Genomic DNA, 25,395 nt, shown 5'->3' with positions numbered 1-25,395 from the left:
TTATGGCTTATCCACGCAACCCGACACAAACGTTCAAACCTGAGCGAGGTATTGTTCGCGCTCATCAGCAAGAAAAAAACACACTTCTAAGCTTTATTACTCTCCCGTTAATCTTTGCTGCGCTGTTATTTGCCGGACACGCTAGAGCCTCTGCTGTCGATGATCTGAACAAACGTGGTGAGGGTGAAATGAGTTACCTGTTTTGGACTCTCTACTCGGCAGAATTCTACGCGACTCCAACCAACTCCGAACGAGCTTTGAAGCTTGAGTATTACCGCTCTATCGATAGCAAAGACCTCGTAGACGCTACCGAAGATCAGTGGAACAAGCTTGGCTACTCTGACAGCAACATTCAACGTTGGTTGAAACCCTTGTACGCGATGTGGCCGAGCGTGGAAGAAGGAAGCACACTCACGATTCGTGTCGCTGAAGATAACGTAAGTCGTTTTTATTTCGATGAACAACCGATCGGCACCATCCAAGACAAGCAATTTGGTGAAGCCTTTCTAGCGATTTGGTTGTCTGAAAACACCTCTGAACCCGGTCTTCGTAAACAACTTTTAGGTTTGAACAAATGAATCCAAAAACAACAATAATAAAATTTGCTCTGGCATTTTTTTCACTCACTTGGCTAGTGGGCTGTGGCTCTGCAAGTTTAGAAGACCATGTCGACACTACGCCAGAGCTCAAGCTTGAAACCTTTTTTAATGGAGAGCTAATGGCCTACGGCATGGTGCTAGACCGCTCTGGTAACTTACTGCGCCGCTTTGATGCCAAACTGATCGCGACTTGGGACGGTGACAACGGAGAAATAAAAGAGTGGTTCTCTTTTGCTGATGGCGAGCGCTCAACTCGCGTTTGGAATCTAATCAAAACGGGCGAAAACACCTATTCTGGGACTGCCAACGATGTCGTTGGAACCGCTTATGGTGAAACCCAAGGTTCTGCGCTGTATTGGAAATATGACTTAGAGATTGAAGTAGACGGCAGCACCTATGAAGTGGTGCTCGATGATTGGATGTTCTTAATGGACGATAAACGCTTGTTCAACAAGACTGAGATGTCTAAGTTTGGCTTTAAAGTCGGAGAGGTCATCTTATACATCGAGAAGATTTGATGTAACTGCCGTTTCTGATTCTTAGTTTTAAAACGATGACTACATCTACAGTACGTAACAAAACAGCCCACAACGAAAATTGTGGGCTGTTTTGTTTGATCCCTCGAATAGCATACCTGCATGCTCAAGCCATTGTGCTAAGATGCGCCACCAGCATACAAATGGACTAGACTGACACTAAGCAGTCCCCATTTGTTTCGCTAAGCGTAGATTCCCTACCATGAATAATTGAAAAGGCTTTAAAGCATGAGCAAGTTGACCTCAGCGGAGCGTAAAGCTCGCGACAATGAACGTTTCTCACAACGCGTAAACGACCGCAGAGAAAAAGGTGAAGACGTAGTTGCTTACGCACTGACCAACAAAAAAGCTGTAAAATTCCTGACTAAGTCAGAGAAAAAACGTTTCAACGAAACGAGAGCGACTCTGCAAGAAGAGAAGCGAGTGAAAGAACAAGAAGAGCTTAACCGAATCGAAGACGCGTTCACGATCAAACAGTTCGACGACGAATAATCACTTATGATTACTCAAAAGCGCTGGCTCTATGCCGGCGCTTTTACTTGTTAGTTCGTTGTTTTTTAACGCTGTTATTTCTTGCTAAACCCGTCGATTCTTAACGGCTTTCCCCCACTCTCTTAGCTCAGCCTTACCGCTCGACCGATCACCCAAGCTATTAACCTATCAACCTATCAACCAGGCTATCGATCAACTTTAGCCATAGATCTCAGAAAATCTTAGCCTAGCCCCTTACTATCTCGAATCAACTCTACAAATTGAAGACAGTATGATTTTAATTACCGGATCAAGCAGCGGTTTAGGCGCAGCTCTCGCGAAACAATATGCTAACGCCGACGCTCAGCGCGTAGCCATTACAGGTCGCAATGCACAACGTTTAGCAGAAGTGGCGCAAGGCCTACCTGCGAATACCATTAGCCAAGCGTGTGATCTCTGTGACCCGCACTCAGTGAGCGAGTTATTGGATGCGTTACCTGAAATGCCGAAGCTGGTGATCCACAGCGCTGGCAGTGGGTACTTCGGTAAGATAGAACAGCAAGATCCAACCATCATCAGCGACATGCTGAAGAACAATATTGAGTCTTCGATCTTTTTGATTCGCGAGCTTGTACAGCGCTACAAAGATCAATCGGTCACCATCGCTGTGGTGATGTCGACGGCGGCACAAGGTGCTAAAGCGGAAGAGTCCACCTACTGCGCGGCAAAATGGGCCGTGAAAGGCTTTATCGAATCGGTGAGGTTGGAGCTAAAAGGTCACCCGATGAAAATCGTGGCGGTTTACCCTGGAGGAATGGCGACCGAGTTTTGGAATACAAGCGGTAAAGGCATGGATACCTCGAGCTTTATGACCGCGCAAGAAGCCGCTCAGATGCTACAACAGGCGTTGACCAGCACAGAGCATGGATTCGTGTCAGATATCACGATAAACCGCGGCTAGCAGGTAAACAGCTCGCTTAATCGGTAAATAGAGCGACACATTACCAAAGAAATGATTAGAGTAATTATTTGTGAGGGTGAGCATGAAAGTGTGCGACAATGCTCGGCGTAAATTCATATTCAAGGTTTATTATGAAACTTCTAGTTCGTAACCTATCGCGCTCTACCTCTGAGCAAGACATCCGTGTGCTATTTTCTGAGTTTGGCTCAGTAAAAGAGTGCAGCCTAGTTTTAGACCAAGAAACTGGCGACTCAAAAGGCTTCGCTTTTGTTGAAATGCCAGAGCAAGAAGAAGCTAAAGCGGCACTAAACAAGCTGAACTTGTCAAAGCTTGGCAAAAACACGATTCGTGTAAAAGTAGCGAACTCTTAATCGATTCAATGCTTCATAAGCCGCATGGCTTAGCTTAACAGCAGCACAGATGATAAAGCCCGTAACGATATGACGTTTTCCAGCGCAATATCGTTACGGGCTTTTTGCTGCTCGCAATTCTCTTTTCACACGATTTGAATACGCCTACAGACCTTCATGTTCATCAATAGCACGTCTTGCTTCGGCCATTGAACATCCAGATTCCATCACCAGCTGAGCCACAGTCATTGAAGGTGTAGCGGCCAACAGAGATGCCAAACACACCACGGGTTTAGGCAGCACTTTGTCGATTGCAATTGCTATCCAACCGTCTTTTTCATGGGTTAACATCGTTTTAAATTCAACGAGTTGATACTCTTGAGCGACCAACAGCCAATTACGCGAACGACGAACTCGTTTCAACTGACATCCACATTCCGCAGCATTCACCATCACTTGGCTTTTATCACTCACACGATGTACAAAACTATTCAATGGGACGCTAAACATAACTCTCTGCTAATCAATCTATTCCTACCATTCAAGAGCTCTCTACCTATCTCTCAAAACTTTCTAACTGTCACTCAATTAAAACCGTACGTAGGATTACACAGACACAAAAAAACCGCCAGTGATGCACTAAGCAACCTCGCGGTTTTTGGATGTTAACGTGTGTGGTTTACGCTTTAGTTTCTACCACAATGTCCGTTTTTACCGAGTTCGCGATAAAGCAGTTTTTGTGCGCCAAGTGGTGCAGTTTGTCGAGCTGCTTGGCGGTGGGCTTTTTGGTACCTAAAAACACAATTTTAGGGCGCAGAGTCACCTTAGTGACCGATGAGCGGCCAGATTCATCTTCTTCCAGCACACCAATCGCATCATCGACATAGGAGTCGATCACGTACTTCTGCTTTGCGGCAATGCCCAAAAACGTCAGCATATGGCAGCTAGAAAGTGCCGCGATAAACGCTTCTTCTGGATCAACATTCGCTTCCACCGAAAACGGCAGTGGCACAACATGTGGAGAGGACGAAGCAGGCACAGTGACACCACCATCGAACTCCCACGTATGACCTCGACTGTATTGATTGTCGCTAAAGACTTCATCTTCTGCTTTTTTCCAGCGAATGATCGCTCCGTATTCAGACATAATTCCTTCCTTTTTTATGCTCAATAAATTAACGATCAGCTGGATGATTGACACCATCGTTGGTCACCACATCACCAATATCAAAAGGGTTTACCCCTTCCAAACAGCCGATGTTAAAACCGTATTCATTTGGGCTAGAACGGCGTTGATGATGGGTATAGATGCCGCAGTTTGAGCAGAAATAATGCTTTGCGGTGTTGGTATTGAATTGATAAAGCTTGAGATGCTCCGCACCTTTGAGGATCTTGATGCCGTCCAGTGCAACAGAGCCCACAATCGCTCCCCTGCGACGACAGATAGAGCAATCACAGCGGCGTGGTTTTTCTATCCCGTTAGGTAAGCTGAACTCTAGTTCAACCGCACCGCAATGGCAGGTTGCCTTGTGAAAAGGTTGGATAACCGTATCTCCGACGACTTTCATTTTTCTCTCCAATCACATCCTTATGTTGGTCGTATCATAACCAGTTCAATGTTCTCTGTCCGTACCCGGGTGTTGAGTTCGAGAGATCTGTCATGCGCTGCTTCTCGGCTAATCTAACTAGACTTTTCAACCAAATCGCCAAACCGCTCAAACAAGAAATCAAGAAACAACCGGATACGCTTGGGCTGATATTTCTTGCTGATGTACACCACATTCAAATCGGCACTCGACACCGACATCGCGGTGTTGAAGTTCTTCATGTAGCCATTAAGCAGCGTCACAAGGCGCTGGTTATTGATGTCGCCTTGCACATCCAGTACCGATTTAAGAGCAATGCCCTCGCCTTTTAATGCCCAGTAGCGAATCACTTCGCCATCGTCTGAAAATCGCTTTGGAACAACAGTAATCGACTTCTTCATATCATGATCTTGGAAGTGCCATGTCTTGAGCTCTTCATTGCTGCGCAGCATGGCTAAACAATCGTGATCAACCAAATCTTGTGGTGTTAACGGTGTTCCATGCTTGGCAAGATATTCAGGAGAAGCACACAGCACACGTCGGCTTGGTGACAAGCGTCTGGATATCAAACTGCTGTCGACCAATTCACCATAACGGACCACGATATCCATGCCAGATTCAGCAATGTTCGAGAGGTTATCGTTCAAGTAGAGGTAAGGGATCACGTCGGGATATTGCTGACAGAACTCAGAGAGAATCGGAAGAATGTACTGCTTTCCGATGTCTTTCGGCGCGGCGATTTTGAGTGGACCTTTGACCTCTTTGACGCCATTTTGGATCAGGTTTTCGGCCTCACTGACATTATCCAATATCTCCAGACACGCCTTGTGATACAGCTCGCCAGAGTCGGTTAAAGACACATGGCGCGTACTTCGATTCAACAACTTCACACCATATCGCTCTTCCAGCGCTTGAAGCCTTGCTGTCATGGTCGCAGGTGATAAACCCAGTTCGCGCCCAGCCGCCGCTAACCCGTGATGCTTAACAATACTGACGAACATCGCCATATCTGAAAACTTATCCATACGATTCTCGCTTCCGTCTCTTCGTCTCTTCGTCTTACTTCTCGATCTTAATGCTCGATCTGAATATTCAGCGACACTATTCAGATTAACCGAATAATGAATTTATATTTTAACCAATTATCAAATTTAGTCGAATAAATATAATGACAAACATCAACAGAACAACGCAGGAATTCAGAGCATGACTAACGAATCGACTAATCAAGAGCAACGCACTTTCGTCATCATTGGTGGCACATCAGGCATCGGTAAAGCACTCGCGATGAAATTGAGAAACGAAAACAACACAGTGCACGTCGCTAGCCGACATACAGGCCTTAATATCAGCAATGAAAAGTCAATTTGTGAATACTTCGAATCGATTGGCGTGTTTGACCACTTAGTCGTAACGGCTGGCTCATCCGCTCCCGCAGGAAAAGTAACAGACGTAGCAACCGCAGACGCTAAGACAGCTTTTGACACTAAGTTTTGGGGCAGCTTAAACGTAGCAAAACATGCCTCACGCTACATGACGCCAAACGGCTCTATCACGCTCACGACAGGCATGTTGTCTCGCAAAGTAGTGGCTGGCACTTACGTAAAAACCGCCATCAACGCCGCGCTAGAAAGCGTGACTAAAATACTGGCGAAAGAGCTATCACCCATTCGAGTCAATGCCGTTAGCCCGGGTTTAACCATGACGGAAGCCTACAAAAACATGGACGATTCCGCTCGTACAAGCATGTACGACAACGCCAAAAATAACCTACCCGCAGGCAAGGTTGGCGAGCCTTCAGAGGTGGCTATGGGTTACCTATTCGCGATTAACAACCCATACGTAACAGGGTCAATCATCGACATCGACGGCGGCGCTCTACTCGGCTAACACCCCGCAAAGACATAAAGAACAATCGTGAGGGTGTTTATCTCAACGTCCTAACAAATAAGAATTTACATAGGTAACTCATCATGAAATCAGAAGCCATGACACAAGAAAAGATGCCATTCCAAGTTTGGATACTGACACTCGCAGCATTTGCAATTGGCACCGCTGAGTTTGTTATCGCAGGCATTCTTCCACAAATCGCCACATCACTTTCAATCACAGAAGGTCAAGCTGGCTACCTTATCAGTGCTTACGCGTTGGCTATCGTTATCGGTGGACCAATCTTAACCATCTACCTTGCTCGCTTTAATAAGAAGATGGTGCTGATTGGGCTAATGGCACTGTTCATCATCGGTAACGCGTTGTCGGCCTTAGCGCCAAGCTACCCATTACTGCTGGCAAGTCGTATTATCGCAGGCTTAGTTCAAGGTCCTTTCTATGGGATCGGTGCGGTTGTTGCGACCAACTTAGTGTCTGAAAAAATGGCAGGTCGTGCCGTTGGCCAAATGTTCGCAGGCTTAACGCTCGCTAACGTTCTTGGCGTTCCAGCTGGTACTTGGGTTAGCTTACAATTCGGCTGGCACACCACCTTCTTCACTGTTGCTGCGCTTGGCACCATCGCAATGATTTCAATCCTGACATCAATTAAATCGACCGGCCACAGTGAAGCAAAAGACATCAAAACGCAGCTGTTAGCGTTCAAAAACCCAATGCTGCTGATCAGCTTGGCAATCACCGCTTTTGCTTGGTCTGGCTTCATGACGCTTTACGGATACCTTGCGCCAATCGCTATGCACATCACCGGCTACGGTCAAGAGTCTGTTACTTGGATCTTAGTGATTGTGGGTGTCGGCTTAATTATCGGTAACACCTTGGGCGGTCGCTCTTCAGATAAAAATCTAGGCAAAGCTTCAATGTATTGGGCAGTCGCGATGATCGCTTCACTGATTGTGGTAGGCCTAGTGGTAGACAACAAAATCCTATTCGTTGCAGCTGCATTTGTCTTTGGTATTGCATCATTTGCGAACGTTCCCGCTATGCAACTTCGAGTGATGAACCACGGTGGCGAAGGCCAAGAGTTAGCAGCAACCGCCAATATCTCAGCGTTTAACCTAGCGAATGCCTTCGGTGGATTCCTTGGTGGCATGGTACTCGACAGCCAGTTAGGCGCTGGAATGATTCCATTCGCAGCCGTTGTTGTCCCTGTCATTGGCTTGCTACTTATCGCCAAAGCTAACCGAGCTGAAAAGCCACAGAGCAACTCTATTTTCAGCCCAGCAGAAAGCAAATAACGCGACTTATAGCCCCAATACAAAAAGAAAGATCACAGCATTAAAACAAGGTAGAAACCATGAACAAATTATTCGAAGCATCAGAACTGAAAGGCCTAGCACTACAAAACCGCGTGGTTATGGCACCCATGACACGCGCTCGTACTAGCCAACCTGGAAACGTGCCAAACGACATGATGGCAACCTATTACCAACAACGCGCAAGTGCAGGGCTGATCATCACGGAAGCAACGCAGATCTCTGATGACTCTCAAGGTTACTCATTCACACCCGGCGTTTATACCGATGCACAAATCGAAGGTTGGAAGTCAGTAACAACAGCAGCAAAAGCACAAGGTGCCGCGATATTCTGCCAGCTATGGCATGTAGGCCGAGTATCACACCCTACCTTTCAAAAAGGCGAGTTACCGATTGCACCTTCTGCATTAGCTCCAATAGAAACGCAGGTTTGGATCTCTGATGAGAATGGTAACGGCAACATGGTGGATTGCATCCAACCAAGAGAGATGACCCAAGCAGACATCGATCGTGTTGTTCAAGATTTTGCTAACTCAGCGAAAAAAGCAGTCGAGGCAGGGTTCAACGGAGTGGAAATACACGGTGGCAATGGCTACCTGATTGATCAGTTCCTAAGAACCAATTCAAACAAACGCACCGACAACTACGGTGGAAGCCGTGAGAACCGCCTTCGCTTCCTGATTGAAGTGGTTGATGCTGTGATTGAAGAGATAGGTGCCGATAAAGTAGGTGTGCGCTTGGCGCCGTTCATCACCTTCAAAGACATGAACTGCCCAGATATCGTACCAACGATTTTAGAGGCATCGAAGGCACTTCAAGATCGAGACATCGCTTACCTGCACCTATCAGAAGCCGACTGGGATGATGCACCGGTTATCCCTGAAAGCTTCCGAATAGAGCTAAGGGAGCAATTCTCCAACACTATCATCGTCGCAGGCAACTACACACCACAACGCGCCGAAGAAGTGTTAAGCAAAGGCTATGCTGATCTCGTGGCATTTGGTCGCCCATTCGTAGCCAACCCAGATCTCGTATCACGCCTACAAAACGGCAGCGAACTATCAGAACTTGATGGCGCCACTCTGTTCGGCGGCAACGAAAAAGGCTACATCGATTATCCAGTGTTGTAGTGAATCTTAAATTGATAGAACTGCCTTAGATTTTCCTTCAGGCAAAAGAAAGGCTCGCGTGACTAGTGCGAGCCTTATGCAGTTTAGGGGGTAAACCACAATCTGATATTAATTAGGGGTAATTATTTAACTTATGAGCCATTATGCACTTGTGCGCATTGATATTCTATTTTTAAATGATTCACTGCAATTAATCAATCGATAAAAGTTAGCGTTTGGTCAATTTAAACCACATAGATAACAGTGGTTTAGTGAGTGATGTCTAGAAAACCATCATAAAACCCATAAAAATCAGATCTATAAGCTTCTCATTTGCCAGTAGCCTTCACCATTAGTGGCGAGTTGGCTGTGTAAATAATCGAGCGTATCTGCGACCGTTCCCGCAATGCCTTGTGGTGGATTGAACAACAGCAAACCACTGCCGATCAGGCGATCATCACCCTTGGGATCTCGAAGGCGAAGTTCCGACTTGATCGGACTTGGTAGCAAACCATCTTTCACCGCTGTCACGCAGTGGTTCAAAATCAGTGAGCTCTTATCATCCGTATAAAGTGGATACCAAATCAAGGCAGATACTTTCTCAGACTGTTGATAAGCCTTAACCAAGGCATCAATCACTGCGAGATATTCAGAATCAGTTTCGTAAGGTGGGTCAATCACGATCAGGTGGTGGTTATCATGCTTGGCCACATCATCAGGCAGCGCTTTGAGCCCGTCGCCTGCGGTGATAGTTAGCTTACTTGAGACATCAAGATCGCGTTGCAGCTTCTCAATGTTGGTTTGTAATAGGTCGGCTTCGTCTTGCTGGATGTCTGAAAAATAGAAACTGTCTTGGCTGCGGCCTTGTTGATAGGTAATGGCAGCAGAACCGGGATACAAAGAGATAAGCTGATTCGGATTGTAGTATTCCAGCACCGACATAAAAGAAGCGAATGCCGGAGGAAGATAAGCCTTATTGCGCCACAAGTACCCGACCCCTTCAGCAAACTCACCGGCGTGATTACTTGGTGCGGTAGTGAGGTCATAACACCCTGTACCTGAATGAGTGTCGATAACATTGAGGCGCGAATGCTGCTGCATTAATGACTGAACCAGAGCACTTAATACAGGGTGCTTCAGTGCATCACCGTGGTCGCCTACGTGACATTGATGTCGATATTCCATTCCCTTGCCTCATTTCTACGAACGTCATCTAAACATACTTCATATCATGAGGGCTTGCCTGCTCAATCCATCGTTTTTTGAAATAGACTCTCTTTTCTGTAACTGTTTGACTCTTATAAAAAAAGCCCCTCGTTTTGTTATAAACGAAGGGCTTTGTTGACGTTACTGACTAAGTCGTACTGTTAACCAATAGAGAGCCTAAGGGTACTCACCCTCAACTTCTACCGGCGCTTTCACTTGGTAGTGACAAGGCTGTAGGCCAAGTAACTTAGGCAGTGTGATACCTACTGAAACTGAAGACCACGTACCACTGACAATACCTACAACCAGTGCAATCGCGAAACCTTGCAGCGCAGCGCCACCAAGTAGCCAAAGCGCAGATACGGTGATTAGGGTTGTACCTGAGGTCACCATGGTGCGTGAGAAGGTCGCTTTAACCGATTCGTTAAGCAGGTTATCAGTATCACCGTTTGGGTTGCCGCGCAGCATTTCGCGTACACGGTCGGCGATGATGATCGAGTCATTCAATGAGTAACCGAGAATCGCTAGCACGGCCGCCAATACGGTCAGGTTGAACTCAAACTGAGTAAAAGCGAATAGACCCAAGATAAGCGTCACGTCATAGATGATCGCGGCAAGCGCACCGAGTGCCAAACGCCATTCAAACCGTACACTCAGGTACAGCATGATCATTAGGAAACACACCAATACCGCCAAGCCACCTTGGTCAACCATGTCTTGACCCACTTGAGGCCCAACCACGCTGCTGTTAAGCACTTTTACTTGGTCACTTACCGATGACAAAGCATCCACTAAGTTTGGCTGTGGGGCGTCTGTCAGTTGGCTGTAACGAATAGTCCAGCGATCCTGTTCTGCCATACCGACCACTTGAACGTCTTGTTGGAAAGCCGTGTCGAGCTTGGTTTTTAACGCATCTTTGGTTACTTGATCAGAGAGTTGAACCTCGGCAACCACACCGCCAGTAAAGTCCAAACCCCAGTTAAAACCTTTCACTGCCACCAGCATCACAGAGCTCATGAACAGCGCAATAGAAATCACAGACATCACCTTACGAAGGCGAGTCATGTTGCTATTTGAAAAATAGCGGTCTGAAATAGTCATTTTTGAAGTACTCATCCTTAAATCCTTACATCGTGGCGTTGGTCACGCCCCCAAACCAAATTGATGATCGCTCGTGAAGCAAAAATGCCCGTAAACATACTGGTTAGAAGACCTAAGCCCAGTGTCAGAGCGAAGCCCTGAATCGGTCCATTACCAATGGTGTATAGAGCCACAGCAACGATCATGGTAGTGACGTTAGCATCGAAAATTGACGAGAATGCGCTATCGAAACCACGATCGATAGAGCTAGCAAAGCTGCGCCCTTCTTTCATCTTGTCTCGAATACGCTCGAAGATAAGCACGTTAGTGTCTACCGCCATACCGACGGTCAGTACCAAGCCCGCAATACCCGGCAGAGTTAACACCGCACCCGGTAGCAAGGCAATCAAACCAAACAACGTGGTCATGTTAACCACCAATGCACAGTTCGCGACCCAACCAAGGCGGCGGTACCATAGCGCCATAAACGTGAGAGTCAGACCAAGGCCAAGAGCCAAAGCAGCAAAGCCATTCGTTACGTTTTCAGCACCCAGAGATGGGCCAATAGTACGCTCTTCAATGATGGTAACAGGCGCAGTTAATGAACCTGCACGTAGCAGTAGAGCAAGCTCTTGTGCTTCTGCCATGCTGCCTGCACCTGTGATTCTGAAACGGCTACCCAGTTGAGATTGGATGTTCGCCACACTGATTACTTCGCTGGTTTTTTCGCTGTTACCGGCTCTGTCACGGCTGTATTCGCTGTAAACGGTCGCCATTGGCTTGCCGATGTTATGGCGAGAAAACTCAGACATTTTCTTACCACCAGAAGAATCCAACGTGATGTTTACTTCTGCACTGCCCATCTCACCAATGCCACTGCGTGCATCGATAATGTGTTCACCGCTCAGCACTGCTTTGCGAGCAACCACGACACGATTACCATCTGAATCTTTCAGAGTTTGAGTATTGCGCGTTGCGTTGTCGTACACAGAGTAGAACGCTAATGAAGCCGTAGCACCAATCACATCTTTCGCGGCTGCAGGGTCTTGTACACCCGGCAGTTCAATACGAATACGGCTTTCACCTTGACGTTGAATCGATGCTTCCGTGATGCCTAATTCTTCAATACGGCTACGCATGATTTGCAGGTTTTGTTGAACGGTTAGGTTACGTAGCGTTCTTTGCTCTTCTTCAGACTGAGTTAACGTTAGCGACTTGTCTGAGCGGTTACGTAGCCATTGTGGGAATTCTTGACGAATCAGCTTCTGTGCTTTTTCGAAATCGGCGTCGGTACGGAAATCAAACTGAACTTGGTTGTTGACCACTTTACCGCGTGCATAACGCACTTCGCTGGTGATCTCGTCGACCATCGCTTGAGCTTGCGCGTGATAAACCGGCTCCATATCCACTTCTAATAAGAACTGCACACCACCACGTAAATCAAGGCCTAACTGAATCGGCGCAAAACCCATGTCAGTCAACCATTTTGGTGCTGCTGGCTCCATCGCTAGCGCAACTGTCGCGTTATCCAATAGGCGCTCATTCAGCACCTCTTTGGCTTTCCCTTGTTGTTCAGCATCTTCTAAGATCACGACTAAACGTTGGTCTTTTTGAAATGCAGATTTGGCTTGGATGCCTTCGCTCGCAAGGTATTGAGTAATTTGAGTCGCATCGATTGTCTGTTCAGAGCGATTGCTGATTTGAACCGATGCATTCTCGCCATACCAAGAAGGTAAAGCACTCAGAACCATGATGATAATGGTGGCGATAAGCACCGCGTATTTCCACTTTGAGTAGTGGTTAATTTGTTTTCTTTGAATGCGTTTTTTCACAGTCAAGATCTCTTCTTTCTACCAATCACCGTAAATACGTGCTCAAAAATAGCACCAGAAAAAAGCAGTGATCGAGCATTTTAACCAGCTAGGGTGACCAGTTATTTACTACGATTGGTATGTCTAATATTTTGCGAACACGAGCGATGGCTAATCACGACCAGAACAAGCTGATTGAAAGATAGTGATGCTAAAGCTGATGTCGCTATGTTTGTCTTGGTTAACTGGCGAGTTCAATGGGCACTAGGCGACCATCGATACGACCAATTTAGGGTCAAACGATTAGCTAAGAAGTTCTCGGAAATGCGAGTATTGGATGTTGCCCTCTTTCCACCCCGAAAGCCGGGAAGACGGAGAACTCACAATACTGGTCCAGTGCAGCTTGGAATCCAACAACGGCGTGTTGAAGAGCAGGGAAGCCAGTATTGAGGGGGGAGAGAAGTCAATCAGTAGATGATAAGCAGGCTCAAGATCGGCCACGCTTTCTTGCTCGTTACTGAGCATACGTCTGAAGTTTGCTGCTTGAAGGCTTGATTCGGTGTCGTGATAGTTAGAACTGTCACCAGAAGGCACGGTGCCAAACTGAGCCTTATCGCACTCTAAGTAGCTCGACGGATTATCCGTATCAGCTTGTTTACAAAGATCATTCTGTGAAGATTGCTCTTGAGCCGAGTATATTTGAAATGGCTTAGAAGGAAACGAATAGCCGTTAGAATTCACTAAGCCAAAGCTCAGTAAAAACAACATTAAGACTAATCGGGTACCCAGTTTAAGCAATCTAATATCCAAACAACATTCTCGTAGATCGTCAATCTACAATACAAATGAAACGCTGTCTTGATTTAAAACATTTTTTTAGAAAATGATACGATGCAACCGATTAAGCGATCTCAAAATTTAGATTTACATAGATCTAAAACGGCTTAACAACAGGTGAGGCATAGACGTTATGAATGGTGGGAAAACAAGAAAGCCAAGCGGTGCTCGCTTGGCTTTGAGTTGTCTCTTTCTGTTGGTTTCAAGCTTTAGGCTTTAGGCTTTAGGCTTTAGGCTTTAGGCTTTAGGACGCATGATGTTCTTAACCTTACGGCTATCTTCACCAAAGATGCGTTGGACAAGTTGATTCATGTCTTCCGCAGTAATCGACCTCGCCACTCGCTCAACTTGAGACAAAGCTTCGATATCGTAACCATGAAGTAAATAACGAGACAGATACCATGCTTGGTCAATAGAGCTCGTCTCGAGAGGCGTGAAGTCCGCTTCAAACTGTTTCACGACTGCGTGCATTTCCTTTTCAGAGACGCCTTGTAAAAGGTCTGCAATCACTTTATCGATCGCCACTTCGACTTGGTCAACGTTCTCCGGCGCTACCATCGCCCCGATAACCCACTCACCACTCAGCTCACTATCTGCGGATGATGAATACGTATATGGCGAGTAATCTAAGCTCAACTCTTCACGAATATAAGCATCTAAACGAGCCGCCAGCAGTCGTTCTAGCAAGTTTTCCGTGAAGATATCTTTTGCCGTTACGCCTTGGCCGGTTTCGGCTTCAGGTTCAGAGATGACTCGTAAGATGTACTCTGCACTATTCACATTGTTGATCGCTAAATCAATGCGTGATTCAGATGGCTGCTTGTAAGCCACCTTAAATTCAGGAACCTCAGCTTTTTCTAATGGAATCGAAGCCAAGTATTGCTCAACCAAAGGCTTTAATTCACTTGGGTCGATGTCACCCACGATCACCAATTGGTTATGCCTCATTTGACCAAACAATTGCTGATGAAGATTAGCGACGTCTTCCACAGAAACCGCTTCAACACGTTCTTTATCAACAAAGAGGTGGCCACTGTCTTGACGATAGATATTCTGGTTTCTTGCGCGCTCAAACTGACCGACAGGGCTGCTCAAGAAAGATTCTTGACCTTGTACAAACTCCTGTTTCACTGCCTCTAACTGCTCGGGAACAATTTTAGGCGCAGTTATGAAGGTATAAAGCGCAGCAAACGTATCTTTAAGTCCGTCTTTATTGATATTAAATTCAATACCATGACGAGTATTACCAATGAAAGAATCGGCGCTAATATTTTCACGATCAAAGTACGCTAAAAGCTCAGAGCCCGTAAACTCACCGACACCACTTCGAGCGAAGGTAGGTAACGCAACCTCAACAGCTGGGTACAAGCTCGGATCCAAAGCGGCTTTTCCGCCGAGGCTCATGTACATCACCCCAACATCATCACCTGCCTCATAATCACGCAGGTACCACATGTCGATGCCATTGCTTAACGTCCACTTTTGGATGTATGGGTCAATAGACATTTGTTCAGCAAGTACAACCTCGCCTTGCGAGCTAGGTACAGCAAAAGCGCTGGCTGTTCCAATCGCAAGCGGCGGAACTCCCGCCTCGCTATACGTGGCTTTTAAACTATCGAGAGAGTTGATGATCGCGGTTCTGTCTTCGGAGTCATCCATCCCAATAACAATAAAGTAATCATCAGAAAGTAGATTCTTGATGTTGTCGTTAATCACTTCAAGGCTCAAGTTAGCGATGAAAGCTTCCAAGCTTGCTTGATAATCTTTCTGTGATTGGACTATTCGATCATTGACTAACGCACTCACTTTGTAATTCGCGTGTTCAACACTGTCCATTTTATCCCAGTTATGCTCGATGTTATCCAGCAAGTCTTGGTAGTAGTACAGTTCGCCAGCAATATCCGTTTCCGAAACACCAAAATCACGCAATGATGCCAATGTAGAAAGCAGATCTTGTTGGATAACTTCACGGTCGCCAGCCGGAAACCCAACACTTATTGACGAATAGTAAAAAGCGCCCATTCGATAACTATCAGATGCAATCCATTGAATCGGGAACGCGGCATCATTGAACACCGCTTCTAATCGTCGTTGAATCAATTGCTGAGCGGTTTCATCTAACCTGCGTTGATTCTGCTGAGCATGATTTTCAACTATATTTGAACCGCGGTTAAACGTCAGAGTGATGCTTGGCGCTTCTCTTCCTGCGTACTCAACATAATCATCTTCATTGAATGAGGTCGTTTTCTGTTTCTCTGGTCTCGGCGTATCGCCACGCTCCCAGCTAGAAAACTTTTCTTCAATAAGTGGAATCACAGTTTTGATGTCCACATCACCAGAAACGACCAGCTCAACTATTTGAGGTTGATACCAAGTCTGATAAAAGTTGGTGATGCCTTGAGGAGTAGCATTCACGATCGACGATTTAGTCCCTAATGCATCTTGCGATTCGTACGGGCCGCCTTCAACGAAGTAATCATAATATATATCTCCGAATGACTTATCATCGAGGCGAGCCATACGGAACTCACCAAGAACCACGCCTTTTTCTTTTTCGACTTCTGAACTTGATAGATCCAGGCCATCACCAATGTCACGCATCCACGTCAAAGCAGACTGCAATTGGATGTTATCTGGCAAATCTAACTGGTAGACCGTCTCTTCATAAGAGGTGTAGGCATTAATATCAGCACCAAAGCTAGCGCCTGCGTCTTCGAATAGACGAATCACATCGTTCTGAGAGAAGTTTTTACTGCCATTGAATGCCATGTGTTCCAAGAAGTGCGCGTAGCCTTCTTGTTGAGAAGTCTCTTGAATCGAACCGGCGTGCACGACTAAACGAACAGATACGGATTCTTCATGATCTGGATAAACATGATAAGTAAGGCCATTTTCTAGTTGGCCTGAAGTCCATGCCGGATCCGGCTGGATTGGCGTTTCGGTAGTTTTTGATGTTGAGCTACAGCCAACTAAGGTGAGGCATAGAGCCATCGCTAAATAATATGTTTTCATAACAACCTCTTAATGTCATTCATCGACAATATACAGATTGAGCTAACGATTATTATTTAATATTGAACCTGATGAGTATCTTTGTGATCTGGATCTTTATTTTATAAATCACCAATCGTTATGTAAGATCGCTGTGCTCATTTAAATAGGCATTTAGATAAGAGCCTATTAAATCGATTTTAGACTCGCTAACTACATCTATTTAAAATCAATAAGCTACATAAATTTCAGCCAGTTCTCTACATACCCTTAAACAACGCTTGCGAGGCACGGCTGATCGGTAGCTTTTCCCCTGACACATACGCCGACATCTGACCTGAGAGCCCTTTCTTCACCTTATCAATGGCGGAAACTTTCACTACCACTGAACGGTGGATTTGCCAAAACTCATCAGGATTGAGTTGCGCTATCAACTCTTTTAGTGACACGCGAAGAATATACTCCTCTAGCGATCCCCCTTGACCCTTCTTAAATATAGACACGTACTTGTCTTCTGCTTTGAAGTAAGCGACATCATCGACGGCGATTAGGTGAATGTCTTCCCCTACACTGGCTTTGAGCCATGTGAGATACTTTTTCTCCGATAGATAAGGAGGCTGCGTTTGCTGTGACGTCGACTGGGATAGTTGTTGAAGCTGAGCCATTAACGCCGTGATATCGGGCTGTTCTGGCGTGGTACCTGTTTGTGTTTGATTGCTCGACAGACGCGCTTGCACTTTCTGACATGTGGCCAGTAAACGCTCTTCATTGATTGGCTTAAGCAGGTAGTCCATCGCATTGTGATCAAAAGCTTTGACCGCGTATTCGTCATAAGCCGTGATAAACACAATCAATGGCGGTGAATCTAACTTGTTGAGTTGTTTCGCCAGAGAGATACCATCCAGTTCCGGCATACGAATATCGAGAAAAGCCACGTCGGGCTTAAGCTGCTGAATACTCTGCATCGCCTCCAAACCGTTTTGTGCTTTACTGACGATTTCTAACTCCGGCCAAACCTCAGCAAGGCTCTTGTCTAAGTGGTGCCTTAACAGTGCTTCATCGTCTGCGATTATCGCCGTTACGCTCGGCTGTACTGTTGGGTTGTTCATGGTTAGTCCTTTAAATTCACACTGTAAATCGTCTATTTTGCGTCACTGTTCGGTGTTTTCTGATCTGTAATTCTAGGCGGCTGCCTCAGTCAACGGTAACAAGATCGTCGAGACTACCCCGCCTTCAGCGTGTTCAGTAATCGTTAGGCTCGCCTTATCACCATACAGGGTTTCGATTCTTTGACGAATATTGCTTAACCCAACACCGTGACCCGTATTCGCAGAAGGCGTTTTCAACCCAGCGCCATTATCAGCCACTTCAATTTTTAGCTGCTGTGCTTGTTGAGTAATACGAATATTCACTTGGCCACCAGCGGCTTTGGGCTCGATGCCGTGCGTGAGTGCATTCTCGACCAAAGGTTGAATCAAGAACGGTGGAATCACCTGCAAATCGCTAATCTCGTGTGTTTCAATCGAGAACGTTAAGCGCTCACCCAAGCGTATCTTTTGGATATTAAGATAAGCGTCTAACAAGTCGACCTCTTGTGCGATGGTCGATTGTTCAGTGCGGCTGTTTTTCAGAGTTACACGCAATAAGTCAGTCAGTTTTTCGAGCATCAACTTGGCTTTCGCGCTGTCACTCTCAATCAATACATTGATGGTCGCAAGCGTGTTGAACAGGAAGTGCGGCTCAATTTGGCTTTGCAGCTGTTTTAACTGGCTAAGTACAACGACCTTTTCTTGATCAGATTGGCGACGCTTCGCCACCTCTAATTCATTATCGGCACGTAGCTGCTGCTCTCTTGTGTAGAAATAGTAATAACAAACGGAACAAAAGATCACACCAAGCAGAATCACAGACTTAAGATCGGAAAGGTTAGAGCCGAAAAAGCCGTTCAACCAATAGTGTGCATTCAAGGTACCAAGGGTCATTGCAATCACCATTGATACCCCTACATCAAATGCCTTTGATTTCCTTTTGAATAGTTCAACCAACACAAACGAAGAGCCAACTGCGCTGTAGCCAAAGCCGAAGCTGATGGCCAAGTTAAGCGTAAACCCGCCTCCCCAAATCGTATTGGTTGTAATTGCAATAAGAACGCAAAATAGCGTAGTGAACGCGAAGCTTTTAATCCATGAAAAGCGACTGTTTGAAGAAGTGTCCATTAAAATCGTCCTTTGATATTTAAAAGAATCATATGACTATCCGGTAAGTTGGCGTAAGCAGAATCACTTTTACCGCCTAGAAAGCGTGCAGCAAGTTCCAATTCCAACGATGAATCGCCATTATCGAAAGCCTGATAATTGAGCCACTGCGTAGCAATAAAGCCACCGTCTTGTGGAGACAGCATGACATCAAATGTTGGCGTGATATCTTCAAGCCAGCCATGTGTCGAGTCCAAAGACCAGTGAAACATGAGGTTGTGTTGAACCAAATTGGCGTGTTGATAGCCTTGAGCGTAAGAGCCCGCCAACGATATTGTCATGGGATTAAGAGACAAAGATTCCGCATTCTCTAAAGCGCTTTGCCACTCAGAGTCACTCCAAGCGCGGCTATCAAACCAGTATTCCAGTACCACATTGTGGCCCGTCTCGTTGACCCATATCAGTCCGAGTAAGGCTTGGTAAGCCTCGCCCTGCTCTTCTAGATAAACCGGTTTATGCAGTGAGTTAGGCTGGCTGTAACCCAAACTTTGTCGCTGATAAACCATCGAACCGTGAAACTCCCACGCGAGATTTAATACCGACACCAAGCTCGCTCCAAGCAAGCCGTGGCGTACATCGTCGTAATAAGCGATCCATTGATATTCGTGGTCGCCAACCAGATTGTAACGACGTATCCCAAAGCCTTGTTGCTGATTCTGCTTTTCGAATTCATTTACGTCTTGGGAAGTCCATGACGAATCGCTGTAAAGCAGTGTCCATTCGCCCGTCATATCGAACAGTGACGCCGAGGCAACACCTGCGCCCTCTTCTGCGACAATGCCCACTGGGTTTTGTCGATAAGGTTTGATGATGTCTAACGGTCGATAGCCATAGCCCACGCCCCAATCCAAACGAACCTTGCCAAGCGTGACATCAAGATAGTGGTCACCGAACGCTGAATTAGACAGTTCAACACCACCTTGCCAAAACAGCTCGCGCACAATGAATTCCGATTCAAAGCTCGCCTCATTCCCCTGTGGATCGTTGCTCAAAATATCGTTGGCTTTAACTGCGAACAGACCAAGCCAATTGTTATATCCAACCTCTAGATCCAGCAAGCCATTTAAAGACTGACGATTATCAGACGCTAAAGGGCTAAATGGTGACTCTCTCGATTCAATCACTTCTGCACTGAGTTGCCAATCCCACGCCAAGCTCAGGTCGTCCGCTTGAATCGTGTTACTCACACAAGACAAAGCAAGCAAAGTAGCGATTGAAGGCTTTATGTGGAATCGGCAATTGGAAGCTTTCATGACGCTCACCTACAGCCCAGACACGCTGTTACGCGATAAGTAAGCAGGGTTGTAGTATTTGTCAGCCAAGGCTTGTTCACTCACCTCGCGGTACTCAATCACGGTTTTCTTACTCGGCTGAATCTTATCGAGCAAGGTCATCGACACCACTGTTGGTAATCCATCACGCACGCCTTCAGTAAACCAAGCTTGTTTCGCCAGTTTTCCAGAACGCAGATACAGATCCGCTTTAACTGGGAATGCACGGTCTGCTGTTAACCACAGATCAATCGACTGGTAACTCGCCCCCTTGGTTTTCGCCGTTAGCTTTAGATGATAAGTATCGAGTGTCTCGCCAGTCGACCTCTCAACCTGTTGCTCGGCAACCCACTTACCTTGGTAATCTTCGCTCCAAGTGAGCGTCGAAATGTCCCCTACCGAAGCTTCACCCAAGAGTTTCTGCATTGGTGTGATTCGGATAGGTCGGCGCGATTTCGGCATCAGTAACCAATAGTTGTCCTCTATCATCAGCATCTTTTGACCCGCCTCGACCGCCGACTTGAACACGACCAGCGACTCTCGGTTTGGTCTTGTGTAGACGTTGTATTCGCGGGTTTTGTCTAGTTGCTCGTCTTGATATAGCGCGACCAGAGATACCACTTTTGATGCCTGTTCGCTGTTCAAACGGTAGCTGTCTGCCTTAGCAATCATCTCAGTAACTTGCTGTGAATCGATAGCCCAGCTTGGTGCCGATGCTAGAGCCAACGCAGAACCTAAAATAGTGAGTGAACGAGTAAATTTATACATAAACCAGCGCCTCCGTGATTGGCTTATTTACGCCTTTGCGAGCAGAGAAATAAGCGGCTAGCAAACAGATCGTCAGTACACCCAAGGTGGCGTAACCAACCAATTCCAATGAGAAGTAAATATTGAGTGGGTAACCTTCGGTTCTTCCCGGAGGTGGTGGCATTTGCACATCAATCACCAGCAATAACACCGACACTAAACCGCTCACTAGTGCGCCTATCGCACTGCCAATTACCGCCAGTAAGCCCGCCTCTTTTAAGAAACCTGCGACGATTTCAGACGGGTAACTGCCTAGTGCCGACAAGGTGCCAATTTCACGAGTACGCTCGGTCACCGACATGGTCATGGTGTTAAACAACGACACAAACACTACCAATGCCATCACCGCGCCCATGATGCCGAAGATACGGTCGTAAAGATCTTTCACCTTGGTGTAGAAAAACGCGCGATCTTGCCACGGGGTGATCTCGATCTCTGTGCCTTGATCGCTTTGGCTAGCGCTATTTCGATCTAAAGCAGTTTGGATACGCTGTTGAACGGTCGAGGTCTTACTTGTTTCAAATAGGAACACCGATAGGGTGCTGACTTTGTCTGAGGCCAAAAGCTCTTGCGCGGTGGTGATGTGTACATACAGCTGGCGCTTATCCAACTCAGGTACCCCAGTCGAGTAGATGCCCTGCACCTTAAAATCAAAGGCATTCAAAGCACCGTCACTGGTGGTCGCGAGCAGTGTTACCCAGTCGCCAACTACAACTTTGAGGTTACGAGCCAAGTCAGTTCCCAGCATCACTTGTGGCTCTTGGCTGTCGTATCTGGGAGATTTCACATCTGAGAGAGTTTGACCACTGCGCACATCAAGGAATGGACCTTTCATGTCTAACTCACGCTCATTAACACCCGTTCCCATAAAGATGGTCGACTTGCTGCCGTTAGAAACCAAGCCGCTAAAATAGACCCTAGGCTGCACACCACGCACGTCGCTGTCGCCAATAATGCTCTTGGTTAGGGCTTGAACATTGTCTAGACCATTGCTCAGCGGCATGTCTTCATCTTGCTCAAAATATCCCGGCGTACTCAAAGTAAGATGACCAGTATCGCGCGCGGTCGATTCACGCAGAGATTCATAGGTATAAAGCCCACAACCTCCAGCCGAGGTCAGCGCAAATACGGCAATTGCGATGATCAATACCGAAAGCAGACTACGGCGAGCGTTTCTCAATAAATTAAGCCACGCCAAACGCACCGAGGTAGGAAGCAAAAAAGTGCTCATTCTTTGTGTTAACTTGCCCATGAGATTGCCTCCATTGCTGTGGCTTGTAGTGCCAGTTGACCATCGATAAGTTCAATGACTCGGTCACAACGCTGCGCCATTCTTGGGTCATGCGTTGCGACAATAAAGGTGGTGCCCATTTCATGGCCGAGCTCTTTCATAATGTCGATCACAAGGTTGGCGGTGTGACTGTCTAGGCTTGCAGTCGGCTCATCAGCAATCACTAAGCTTGGGTTGTGGATCAGCGCTCTGGCTATCGCGACACGTTGTTGCTGGCCACCTGAAAGATTGTCTGGTCGGTGATGGATGTAATCTCCCAGCCCAACACGTTCTAACATGTCTTGTGCTCTGGTCTGCTGTTCTTGTTTCGAACATTGGTTCAACATCAATGGGTAGGCCACGTTCTCAAGTGCCGTCATCACTGGAACCAGATTGAAGCGCTGAAATACAAAACCCAACGACTGACGGCGAAAGCGTGCAGCGGCGATTTGCTCTGTCGGATACGGTTGGCCATCAATATTGATCTGTCCTCGATAGCTCATATCCAACAAACCAAGAATATTCAAAAGTGTGCTTTTTCCAGAACCCGACGGGCCACACAACGCCACCATTTCACCGCGCTGGATATGGCCATCGACCCCGTTTAATGCATCAACACGTTGACCGCCTGTGACATATGCTTTGCCGATATCTTTAAATTCAATCATCCCGTTTTCCTCTGATTACTAACCAACTGTTTAGCTTCCATGCCCTTTATTTCGCTTTCGCTATTAGGGCCTTCGCAGTCATCGTTTCGATGTTGTCGGCATCGGCCGTTTCCATTTGCTCTAGCCACGCTTGTGCTTGCGTTAGGTCTTCAGCACGAATCGATGCCTCAATCGCATAACGGTAAATCCACGATGTCACAGCGAAATGCTGTTGCTGGAAAGCATCTTCAGCCAATAGCGAGAGGAACAGGTCATAACCACGATCGAAATGATTAAACATGTCTGGCAGAGAGGTGTAAGTAACGGCGGCCATTGCGCGAGTTAGGTAAGAATCTGGCAGCCCTTGAACACGGGGTTGTTCATGAATTGGTTGGTCTTCGTCTTTCAGCAGCACCAGTGATTTATCAATGGTTGATAAGCCTCTCTCCACATACTTCATCTTGTTCCAAGGTAAGAACGCATCACGCCCCATCAGGGTTTCTGTGCTTCCTAAATAAACTAAAGTCAGTGGCGTAGCGCCGTCTTGTTGCAGCGTGTCATTAAGGCGTTCATAAGCCACCTCAACCAAGTCTTCATTGCCTTGCGCCGCTTGGTTGTAGATATCGAGCACGTCTGAACTCGGGTTCGCTAAAGCTAACGACGGTGCAAACGAAACAAGAGCAATCAGCAATGAACGCTTAAGCACAGAAGTTGTAGAGCCTGAATTAAATGAGTGTGAAGTAGTCATGATTTCTAATCCCTTTCAAATGTTGACGTTGAAAGGTTAACTAGAATTTGTCGTGCAGTTTTACCAATGCGACGAATGGTAATAATGAGGAGTGAATGGTTGAGTTGGGGCGTGAGTGGGGTCTCAACCTTATAGGAACTAGACGAACACTATTCGCATAATTAGCCATAGTTACCTCCCCCTCTAACTCCCCCTCAATCTGGGTTCATCAATATCTCTAGATCTTTAGCAGAGGGGGAGAACTTTCTTTAGCACTGAACATACATCGACACTTTTAACGATCGATGTTCTATTCCTCCCCTCTCCACGATCAGCAAGGGATCTACATATGAATCAAGGGGAGGCTAGGAGGGGATTTATTTTGGATTAACGCACTCGGCAGAGCTCAAACCAAAAAAATAGCCGCTAATCCGCGGCTATTTTTAGTTATCTAAACGAAGTTCCTATTACTTCGATCTTTCTACTTCTTTGTCTCTTCAACCACGGCTTTCATCAATACTGATGTATCCATGCGGCCTTGTCCTTCGGCAGACAGTGCCTTGTAGGCGTTGTTGGTCTTTTCAGTCAGTGGAAGCTGGATGCCTTGGCGCTCAGCTTCATCTAGACAGAAACCTAAGTCTTTGATCATCCAATCAATTGCAAAGCCAAAATCGAACTTGTCTTGTGCCATTGTGGTAGCACGGTTTTCCATCTGCCATGAGCCAGCAGCGCCGTTTTTAAGGCAATCAACCAGAGTTGGGATATCCAAACCTGATTTTTCAGCAAGCACTAAGCCTTCAGATAAGCCATTCAACACTCCTGCAATGCAGATCTGGTTAACCATTTTCGCGCGTTGGCCTTGGCCGACTTTACCCATAAGAACTGACGACTTACCGTAAGCTTCGAACACAGGTTGAAGGTCGTTAAAAAGCGCTTGTTCGCCACCACACATGATGGTTAGCACGCCATTTTCTGCGCCCGCTTGGCCACCAGATACAGGTGCATCCATAAAGCGAATACCGGCTTGCTTCGCTGCCACTTCAAGCTCTTCAGACAGAACTGCAGACGTTGTAGTGTGATCGACAAGAATCGCGTTTGGCTTCATCGCTGCCAATACGCCTGTTTCGCTGGTTGTCATGCTGCGTACGTCGTCATCGTTACCCACACAAACCAATACCACGTCAGCTTCCGCTACACACTCAGCCACAGATTCAGCCGCTTTACCTTGGTGTTTATCAGCCCAGCCTAGCGCTTTGCTGTGAGTGCGGTTAAATACCGTTACTTCAAAACCGGCTTTGACTAGATGGCCTGCCATTGGGAAACCCATAACGCCTAGCCCGATAAAACTTACTTTCATTTCTTTCTCCTTTTATTTGACCAAACCATCGCTATGAAAAGATCGAACACTCTCAATCAATGCATCAATAAGCAGGGTCAAAGCCTTTGGCTGATATTTTCTTTCTTTGTACACTAAATACGCTTGGCGATCACCCCGATGATACTCAGGGAGTACTTAAATCAGATTCATGTCGGGATAAGACGAACAATATAATGAAGTTCAGCGATAAATCGCGACCAGAGAACGCTTTGTCAGCCGTACATTATGGAACGATGATCAAGGCTTGATCAATACTCAAAGCATAAAAAAACCGAGCACTAGGCTCTAATGCCGATCAGTTAA

25 protein-coding genes and 1 pseudogene are annotated in these 25,395 nt (G+C 46.5%); 8 read left to right on the top strand and 18 right to left on the bottom strand.

From position 1 onward, the window contains the following. Positions 1–2 precede the first annotated feature (2 nt). From AB4209_RS00990 to AB4209_RS00970, 5 genes are all read left to right on the top strand, one after another. Positions 3–578, top strand: coding sequence for a chalcone isomerase family protein (locus AB4209_RS00990; RefSeq protein WP_372054505.1), 576 nt, complete (start codon positions 3–5; stop codon positions 576–578). Continuing rightward, on the top strand, positions 575–1,117 hold the full coding sequence (locus AB4209_RS00985; protein ID WP_017061276.1) for a DUF3833 domain-containing protein: 543 nt from the start codon (positions 575–577) through the stop codon (positions 1,115–1,117). The genes AB4209_RS00990 and AB4209_RS00985 overlap by 4 nt, the downstream gene beginning before the upstream one ends. A gap of 246 nt (positions 1,118–1,363) precedes the next feature. After that, entirely contained in the window at positions 1,364–1,627 is a 264-nt protein-coding gene (locus AB4209_RS00980; protein ID WP_017061275.1) for a hypothetical protein, read from the top strand. Between the two features lie 271 nt (positions 1,628–1,898). Next, entirely contained in the window at positions 1,899–2,567 is a 669-nt protein-coding gene (locus tag AB4209_RS00975; protein ID WP_017065090.1) for an SDR family NAD(P)-dependent oxidoreductase, read from the top strand. A 131-nt stretch (positions 2,568–2,698) separates the two neighbouring features. Continuing rightward, on the top strand, positions 2,699–2,938 hold the full coding sequence (locus AB4209_RS00970; protein WP_017061273.1) for an RNA-binding protein: 240 nt from the start codon (positions 2,699–2,701) through the stop codon (positions 2,936–2,938). A 144-nt stretch (positions 2,939–3,082) separates the two neighbouring features. On the opposite strand, the gene AB4209_RS00965 is transcribed toward AB4209_RS00970, so the two are convergent. From AB4209_RS00965 to AB4209_RS00950, 4 genes are all read right to left on the bottom strand, one after another. Further along, positions 3,083–3,427, bottom strand: a complete 345-nt coding sequence (locus tag AB4209_RS00965; protein WP_017061272.1) for a ribosome recycling factor family protein — start codon at positions 3,425–3,427, stop codon at positions 3,083–3,085. Between the two features lie 169 nt (positions 3,428–3,596). Beyond that, positions 3,597–4,064 carry an OsmC family protein gene (locus AB4209_RS00960; protein WP_017065091.1) on the bottom strand — a complete coding sequence of 156 codons (468 nt, stop codon included), beginning with the start codon at positions 4,062–4,064 and terminating at the stop codon, positions 3,597–3,599. Positions 4,065–4,092: 28 nt separating this feature from the next. After that, positions 4,093–4,485, bottom strand: a complete 393-nt coding sequence (locus AB4209_RS00955; protein WP_017061270.1) for a GFA family protein — start codon at positions 4,483–4,485, stop codon at positions 4,093–4,095. A 113-nt stretch (positions 4,486–4,598) separates the two neighbouring features. After that, a complete protein-coding gene (locus AB4209_RS00950; protein WP_102320399.1) occupies positions 4,599–5,528 on the bottom strand; it encodes a LysR family transcriptional regulator in 930 nt (309 codons plus the stop codon). Positions 5,529–5,709: 181 nt separating this feature from the next. Here AB4209_RS00950 and AB4209_RS00945 point away from each other — a divergent pair, with 181 nt between their 5' ends. The 3 genes from AB4209_RS00945 to AB4209_RS00935 all read left to right on the top strand — a co-directional run bounded on the left by AB4209_RS00945 (position 5,710) and on the right by AB4209_RS00935 (position 8,833). Next, positions 5,710–6,393: an SDR family oxidoreductase gene (locus tag AB4209_RS00945; RefSeq protein WP_372054503.1), complete on the top strand. Its 684-nt coding sequence runs from the start codon at positions 5,710–5,712 to the stop codon at positions 6,391–6,393. An 83-nt stretch (positions 6,394–6,476) separates the two neighbouring features. Continuing rightward, complete coding sequence (locus tag AB4209_RS00940) at positions 6,477–7,685, top strand: MFS transporter (protein ID WP_372054501.1); 1,209 nt, start codon at positions 6,477–6,479, stop codon at positions 7,683–7,685. 59 nt (positions 7,686–7,744) lie between these two features. Then, complete coding sequence (locus AB4209_RS00935; protein ID WP_372054499.1) at positions 7,745–8,833, top strand: alkene reductase; 1,089 nt, start codon at positions 7,745–7,747, stop codon at positions 8,831–8,833. 297 nt (positions 8,834–9,130) lie between these two features. Here the strand turns inward: AB4209_RS00935 and rlmJ are convergent, their stop codons facing one another. The 14 genes and pseudogenes from rlmJ to AB4209_RS00865 form a co-directional block, all read right to left on the bottom strand. Continuing rightward, the gene (rlmJ, locus tag AB4209_RS00930) at positions 9,131–9,997 is read right to left on the bottom strand and encodes a 23S rRNA (adenine(2030)-N(6))-methyltransferase RlmJ (protein WP_372054497.1); all 867 of its coding nucleotides are present in this window, start codon (positions 9,995–9,997) and stop codon (positions 9,131–9,133) included. 198 nt (positions 9,998–10,195) lie between these two features. Continuing rightward, positions 10,196–11,134 (bottom strand): protein translocase subunit SecF, encoded by a 939-nt coding sequence (gene secF / locus AB4209_RS00925; RefSeq protein WP_372054495.1) that lies wholly within the window; start codon positions 11,132–11,134, stop codon positions 10,196–10,198. 2 nt (positions 11,135–11,136) lie between these two features. Next, positions 11,137–12,936, bottom strand: a complete 1,800-nt coding sequence (gene secD / locus AB4209_RS00920; protein WP_372054493.1) for a protein translocase subunit SecD — start codon at positions 12,934–12,936, stop codon at positions 11,137–11,139. 276 nt (positions 12,937–13,212) lie between these two features. Beyond that, a complete protein-coding gene (locus AB4209_RS00915; protein WP_017072340.1) occupies positions 13,213–13,677 on the bottom strand; it encodes a hypothetical protein in 465 nt (154 codons plus the stop codon). Between the two features lie 306 nt (positions 13,678–13,983). Continuing rightward, positions 13,984–16,758, bottom strand: coding sequence for a M16 family metallopeptidase (locus AB4209_RS00910; protein ID WP_372054491.1), 2,775 nt, complete (start codon positions 16,756–16,758; stop codon positions 13,984–13,986). A gap of 239 nt (positions 16,759–16,997) precedes the next feature. Then, positions 16,998–17,846 (bottom strand): LytTR family DNA-binding domain-containing protein, encoded by an 849-nt coding sequence (locus tag AB4209_RS00905; protein ID WP_102397969.1) that lies wholly within the window; start codon positions 17,844–17,846, stop codon positions 16,998–17,000. A 72-nt stretch (positions 17,847–17,918) separates the two neighbouring features. Beyond that, positions 17,919–18,953 carry a sensor histidine kinase gene (locus AB4209_RS00900; protein WP_229647565.1) on the bottom strand — a complete coding sequence of 345 codons (1,035 nt, stop codon included), beginning with the start codon at positions 18,951–18,953 and terminating at the stop codon, positions 17,919–17,921. Continuing rightward, positions 18,953–20,245: a hypothetical protein gene (locus AB4209_RS00895; RefSeq protein ID WP_372054489.1), complete on the bottom strand. Its 1,293-nt coding sequence runs from the start codon at positions 20,243–20,245 to the stop codon at positions 18,953–18,955. Before AB4209_RS00895 ends, AB4209_RS00900 begins: the two co-directional genes overlap by 1 nt. 9 nt (positions 20,246–20,254) lie before the next feature. Then, positions 20,255–21,031 (bottom strand): outer membrane lipoprotein-sorting protein, encoded by a 777-nt coding sequence (locus tag AB4209_RS00890; protein WP_372054487.1) that lies wholly within the window; start codon positions 21,029–21,031, stop codon positions 20,255–20,257. Then, positions 21,024–22,322, bottom strand: coding sequence for an ABC transporter permease (locus AB4209_RS00885; protein ID WP_372054485.1), 1,299 nt, complete (start codon positions 22,320–22,322; stop codon positions 21,024–21,026). The genes AB4209_RS00890 and AB4209_RS00885 overlap by 8 nt, the downstream gene beginning before the upstream one ends. Further along, complete coding sequence (locus AB4209_RS00880; RefSeq protein ID WP_372054483.1) at positions 22,310–23,008, bottom strand: ABC transporter ATP-binding protein; 699 nt, start codon at positions 23,006–23,008, stop codon at positions 22,310–22,312. The genes AB4209_RS00885 and AB4209_RS00880 overlap by 13 nt, the downstream gene beginning before the upstream one ends. Before the next feature lie 46 nt (positions 23,009–23,054). Further along, the gene (locus AB4209_RS00875; RefSeq protein ID WP_017065104.1) at positions 23,055–23,735 is read right to left on the bottom strand and encodes a hypothetical protein; all 681 of its coding nucleotides are present in this window, start codon (positions 23,733–23,735) and stop codon (positions 23,055–23,057) included. A gap of 460 nt (positions 23,736–24,195) precedes the next feature. Then, positions 24,196–25,071, bottom strand: a complete 876-nt coding sequence (locus tag AB4209_RS00870) for an NAD(P)-dependent oxidoreductase (protein WP_017067010.1) — start codon at positions 25,069–25,071, stop codon at positions 24,196–24,198. Positions 25,072–25,083: 12 nt separating this feature from the next. Beyond that, a pseudogene (locus AB4209_RS00865) lies at positions 25,084–25,248 on the bottom strand (LysR family transcriptional regulator); the annotation flags it as partial. Positions 25,249–25,395 lie beyond the last annotated feature (147 nt).

This window comes from Vibrio sp. 10N.286.48.C11 (genome assembly GCF_041469805.1).
In the GTDB taxonomy this organism is placed as follows: Bacteria; Pseudomonadota; Gammaproteobacteria; order Enterobacterales; family Vibrionaceae; genus Vibrio; species Vibrio crassostreae_C.
Note: the sequence above shows the minus strand (reverse complement) of the source record. Positions and strands in the feature narration are given on the sequence as shown.